This window comes from Thermodesulfobacteriota bacterium, from assembly GCA_039028315.1.
Classification (GTDB): domain Bacteria; phylum Desulfobacterota_D; class UBA1144; order Nemesobacterales; family UBA2774; genus CR02bin9.
The window spans coordinates 1-5951 of sequence record JBCCIH010000157.1 but is presented as its reverse complement, the minus strand read 5'-3'; the positions used below and the strand labels follow the sequence as shown (position 1 = coordinate 5951).

At 39.7% G+C, this 5951-nt stretch carries 6 protein-coding genes; 5 read left to right on the top strand and 1 reads right to left on the bottom strand.

All coding sequences use genetic code 11. The features are described 5' to 3' along the window. Positions 1-269 precede the first annotated feature (269 nt). The 4 genes from AAF462_09505 (at position 270) to AAF462_09490 (ending at position 4391) form a co-directional block, all read left to right on the top strand. Complete coding sequence (locus AAF462_09505; GenBank protein ID MEM7009354.1) at positions 270-1547, top strand: hypothetical protein; 1278 nt, start codon at positions 270-272, stop codon at positions 1545-1547. Between the two features lie 45 nt (positions 1548-1592). Beyond that, positions 1593-2690 (top strand): hypothetical protein, encoded by a 1098-nt coding sequence (locus tag AAF462_09500; protein ID MEM7009353.1) that lies wholly within the window; start codon positions 1593-1595, stop codon positions 2688-2690. Positions 2691-2730: 40 nt separating this feature from the next. Then, positions 2731-3564 carry a hypothetical protein gene (locus AAF462_09495; protein ID MEM7009352.1) on the top strand — a complete coding sequence of 278 codons (834 nt, stop codon included), beginning with the start codon at positions 2731-2733 and terminating at the stop codon, positions 3562-3564. A 143-nt stretch (positions 3565-3707) separates the two neighbouring features. Further along, positions 3708-4391, top strand: a complete 684-nt coding sequence (locus AAF462_09490; protein ID MEM7009351.1) for a potassium channel family protein — start codon at positions 3708-3710, stop codon at positions 4389-4391. Here the strand turns inward: AAF462_09490 and AAF462_09485 are convergent, their stop codons facing one another. After that, positions 4392-4994, bottom strand: coding sequence for a VTT domain-containing protein (locus tag AAF462_09485; GenBank protein ID MEM7009350.1), 603 nt, complete (start codon positions 4992-4994; stop codon positions 4392-4394). Between the two features lie 199 nt (positions 4995-5193). Here AAF462_09485 and AAF462_09480 point away from each other — a divergent pair. Beyond that, positions 5194-5951 (top strand): isocitrate/isopropylmalate family dehydrogenase (locus AAF462_09480; GenBank protein MEM7009349.1); only part of this gene is annotated, 758 nt, incomplete at its 3' end.

Below are 5951 nucleotides of genomic sequence, written 5' to 3'. Positions count from 1 at the left end.
TGAAGCTATCGTAGGGATCAATAATCTTGCCCAGACACCTGAAAACATTCAAAAAGTACGACCTGAAGCGGCTAAGCAGTTTGCCAGCTTTAGAAGAAGTGAGAGATAAATAATCACCTGACTAAAATAATGGGCGCCTAGTTGAGAAACTACGGCGCCTTTGTCTTTCCAGCCCTCTGATGAATTATCTAAAATCTTATATTGTAAATATGCATAATATATAATATCGCCAATTTTGATGTTGTGTGATCATGAGTTAATTTTATATTATGGCTAGGAGGGATAGGATCAAAAATACTTTACGTATTATTCTGCTCATATTATTTATCATCCCTGTTTTTGCAACTAATTACGCCCATACGAAACAACTGTTTGTAGTAATTATTACTGTAGATGGCGATGATACGGCAACTGAAGGAACTAACAGTCTTTTGGATGTTACGGACTTTTTCAATAATACTTCACTTGAAGATATATTCCCTGATTACACGGACACATCATCAGTAATAGGCCAGCTAGATTTTAGAGGAATTGGTACAATTCTAGAGTTTGAATCTAATTCCTCAGAGCTCGTTTTTAGAATTCCTGGAAGAGATTTTGAGGTGCGCTTTGACGGCGAGTCCAGAGATGAGAGTGTTAAGCAGTTCAAACAGTGGCTTAGAGGAACTTTTGAATCAATAGAGGCCCCCGGGAGATCGCTTACCAGACTGCTTCAAATTGTTGTTGCAAACTCCCCTGTGGATCCGGTGGCTGGAAACCCTAACAGTCTATTTACAAGAATGATCATAGATGATTTCAACCAAGGTATAACCGGGCCTTTTATTAGCTCTAGGAATCCAATCCCCGGGCAGAAAAATAATTTCTCTATTTCAGCCGCGGTTACTTCTTTTAATGCCGATCCCTATGATGGAGAGACTTTCAGTATCCCTATAAGCTATAAATGGAATTTAAAAAGCGTTCCTAAACTCTCTTTGATTGTTGATTTCCCTGTGCTGCTGACAAGAACCCAGACTGCATGGTCCTATATGGCATCTCTTGGATTGGGCGCTCAATACAGGCCTACAAAATGGTGGAGTCTAACCCCCATGGCCCGCGTTGGCGGGGTAGGATCTTTTGATGTGGGTGCTCTTGCATTTCCACTAAGCGGAACTCTTACAAATTATTTCCACTATCAATTTCCAACCACTCATGTTGGCTGGGCAAGCCAGGGCGGTGCAATAACAACGATAGACGGAATAGAGATAGCTGGATGGGATCTGAGCTATGAGCTAACCAATTATGTATGGAGAAATGGAGGGGATCTGCTGCAGAAGATGGATTTTAATATTTTTGGCAACAGGGCAGCATTTAAGTTGTTTCTAAACCATACTAAATTTTGGGGCAGCGAGCTTTATTTAGAATCCTTCTTTGATATGGGAATAGGGCTTGCGACGATCAAAAAGCTCGACTATACATTTGTAGAGAAAATGAATCTCACATTCACTCTTTCATCAGGTGTCGACAATGACTATCAAAACTATGGGATCAAAGCCACCTACCGATTCTGATAGATTGATTTTATAGAATGTTTTTTGTTAATATACAAAGTGATTATGAATACTAATAGCTTGCCTATAAAGATAAACCTATTTAAAGCAGCCCTTGTTGCCTGCCTTATAATTTTATTTCACCCCTGTGTTGGCATAACCCAGGAAGTTAGCGATTCTAATAATAAGTTGGATTGCTCAATACCACCTGAGGCCATGAATTTAAAACCTGGAGATGAAGGAGAGAAAATAGCTGTAAAAGTCGGTTTTTTTGTAATAGATATTAAAGAAATAGATGATCTAGAGCAAACCTATACAGCTGACGTTTGGTTTAATGAAACCTGGAACGACCCACGCTTATCTGAAAAAGCCCTTGGGAAATCACTTAGAAAATGCATCTTCAAAGAAAATGAAATATGGACTCCAACGGTTATTGTTGTGAATCAAAATGGAGGCCAGCAGCTGCTGAGTAAAATTGCCAGGGTTGATCCGGATGGAAATGTTAATGTTAAACAGCGCTATGTAGGAGAAATCACATCTGACCTGGATTTTTCTAATTTTCCATTTGATGATCAGGAGCTTCATTTTATATTGGCCGCTGTAGGTCCGAATAGTAATGATATTCTTTTTGAGCTCGATAAAGATACTACCGGGCAAAGGGACAAATTCTCAGCCGAGGGCTGGACAATAAGTCTTGTAGATGGAAGCGCCAGCACTGAGCAAATTCAAACATGGGGCGATGCGCCGATGCAAAGCCTTCACAGAATGGACTTTACATTGGTTGCACAGCGTGACAAGGCATATTACGTATGGAAAGTGATTGCGCCGCTTTGCCTGATTGTTCTAATGGCCTGGGCTGTATTCTGGATTGACCCAAAGCATCTGGGCCCTCAGGTAGGACTCTCGACTGCAACGGTATTTACGCTAATTGCGTATAGATTCGCAATAGGATTTACAATACCAAAGGTCTCTTACTTCACCCGTATGGATAATTTTGTACTGCTCTCGACTATACTCGTATTTATAGCTTTGGGTACTGCGATCGCTACTAGTAAGATATCCTCTGATGGAGAGAATTTGCTCGCAAAGAAAATTGAAAAATATATGAGAGTTATCTACTTAATTGCATTTATGGCTATCATAGTCTTTACGTTATTGTTATAATATGCAGCAGATGGCCTGATAACAAAAAAGGAGGGCAGTTATGCGAAAAAATTTATTACGCGGCATTCTCATAGTAATACTCTCAGTTTTCATTACAAACTGCGATGGAGGAGATAATAACGGGAATATAATAGTTGAAGGTATTATTTCCAATTCCTCACAGTTTGGAGACATAACTGCTATTATCCTGCAGGGCAACAGCAGATTGGGCAGCACTAGAGTAAGTTCTGAAGGAAATTTCGTAATAAGGTTCAGTTCATCTGCAAATGTTGTGACTCTAAGGTTTGAATCTGCAACTTTTAACGCTGAAAGGCCCAACATACCAGTTGTAAATCAGAGCGTAACTAATTTTGATATAACGCTGCAGCAAAATCCAACCCTCATAATAATAGACCGCTGGCAAGTTTTCCAAGATCCAATAAGCCTCTCAGGCACTCAGATGATAAGTTTTAGCGAAAGCCAGGCGGAGTTTAACCTAAATGGCAGCGGAGGAAACTGCATGTTTGCTGGTTCAAGCTCGATGATAACTTATATCGTAAAGAGCATCAGCATTACTAATTGCAGAGAAGGTGTAAGGGCACAGGGCTCTGCATCAATTTTCCTAAATGCCGATGAGAGTATAAATATTTCCAGTAACCGCGACGCAATTCTAACACTTGATGATGGGTTTGTAGAAGTCGGACAGAGCTCAAATCCTATTAATAATACAATTGTCATTGAGTCTAATAACCAGTTTGGAATCAATGCGGCCGGAAACTCTATTGTAGACATTGATCCTCAGAACCAGTGCTCAATCAGCGGAGGAAGAGGAGCTTTGAATGTTAACAATAACGCTCAAGTTGAAACATCAAGCTGCACACTTTCTGGCGGTTAATCTCTAAATAGCAACCACGGAGATAAGTTCCCCATAATCAGAATATGAGGCGGAGCTTTATCTTAAGTGACTTTAAGCTAATTTTTAATTAACATAGTGAGAAGCTTTATCGTCAGTCTAAACTAAATATGGAGGATCAGAACATGTTCAAAACCGAGAAAAGCGGTCTGCTCTGGCTGATCTTAGGATCGACAAAGTACAAAATGTTCAATTTTATGACCTCCATTTTTATCCTGCTGATTATCTCCTCTCTCCTACATGACACTGACTATGGTTTTATCTTTATGAACATCGCAAGCTCAATTGTTTTTGTTTTAGGTATTTATGCAGCAGGAAGAAACAAAAGAAATGTGATAATTTTAATAGTCTTGGGGCTTCCGTGGTTTTTATCCGAATGGATCTATACGCGCTCTTCTGAGACTATTTTTGTGAGTATCCTGTTCTTTCTTTTTATTATAGGAACAATGATTGACCACATTTTGCATACTAAAAAAGTATCGGCAGATACCCTATATGCAGCGGTGTGCGTGTTTCTTTTGTTAGGGCTCTTATGGGCCTCTATCTATAATTATCTTGAATATATATCACCTGGGATTATCTTTCTTACCAATAACACAGATGTAGTAAATACACTAACTTCAAACGAATATATCTACTATAGCTACACCACCCTCACTACACTAGGCTACGGAGATATTACCTCTCTATCACCATTAGGAAGGATGATCTCTGTTTTGGAAGCAATTACGGGGCAGCTTTTTCTTGCATTTTTGGTAGCAAGGCTTGTAGCTATCTATACTGCAAATGCAATGAGGGACCAGTCTTAATCAAAATGCAATATTGAGATAAGTCTGAATTAGATCATAGCCATAGAATAGATATGTAAATTTTATAGAGAACGAAACAAAAAGTATAGGTGTGAGCAAATAGATTGGAAAACGCTTCATCCCGCACGCCGCATACATAACATCAAGCGGAATTGGCGAGGCCGCTCCAAAAAATAATATTAAGCTTATAATCCACTTAGAGCGGTACTCTGTCCATGGATGGTTCTCAACGTTTGGAAAGTTTTTCTTCACAAACCTGGATTTTCCGAAGTATCTGGCTAGGAAGTAAGTTATTGTTGCTCCTGTCATAGAGCCAAGTGCCATGACAATAATTAACCTGATCGGCTCATACCCCAGCATGGCTCCTAAGACTGCGTATATCCAAACTGGAAGCGCTATCGGAGTGCTGCTTACGGTCGTTATTAGATAGAGAACAATATCTATTCTTTCCTGGCCGTATTTTAATAAGATTTCCTGACCAATGCTGACAATCTGCTCACGGAAGATAAGCGGAACAACCACACTCGTTATAATTATCAGCAGAGCAAAAAGGAATGTAACGTTAAAAACATTTGAGAAGGAGTTTAGTCTCTTAGTGACCATTTATTAAGTATATCAAACTATAATATTGTTAGAGTAAAATTAACCAATTATAAACGATTAGTTAAGCATGGGATAAATTGAGTTATTCCATGCGCTATTTTCTAGATGTTTAGTCTCTTTTATCAACTATTTGGGCTAAATACTATAACAGTGAAATATATTACTTGATTAATGAGTGTGTTCTGGTTCACTATCAGCTATGAGTAAACGAAAAGTTGTTCTTATCCCCGGAGATGGAATTGGACCCAATATAACAGCTGCGGTTAAAAAAGTGGTTGCAGCATCCGGAGCCGAAATTGACTGGGTTGAAAGAAAAGCAGGGCTTGAAGCACTTGAAGATGGCCCTGATGTTTTGCCACAGAGCACAATAGAGGCAATAAAAGAGCATAAAGTAGCTCTAAAGGGTCCATGTACTACTCCTATAGGCGAGGGATTTACCTCTGTAAACGTTCAGCTAAGAAAAACACTAGACCTTTTTTCGGCTATTAGGCCTGTTAGAAATTTTAAAGGAATATATACCCGCTACAAAGATGCCGATTTGGTGATTATAAGGGAGAATACCGAGGGCCTTTATAGCGGAGTAGAGAACACTGTTACCCCTGGTGTTGTTATGAGCATGAAAGTTGCCACTGAGAAGGCATGCCTTCGTATTTCAGAGAAGGCGTTTAAGTATGCAACTAAGAGGGGACGCAAAAAAATTACAGTTTTTCATAAAGCCAACATCATGAAAATGACAGACGGTCTATTTATTAGAAAAGCAAGGGAAGTAAGCGAGAGATACCCTGACATTGAATACGAAGAGATGATTGTTGATGCTGGCTGTATGAAACTTGTACAGGACCCGACCCAGTTTGACATACTTCTGCTCGAAAACTTATACGGCGACCTGCTTAGCGACCTGTGCGCAGGCTTAGTCGGTGGGCTTGGTGTAGTACCTGGCTCAAACATAGGGGATGG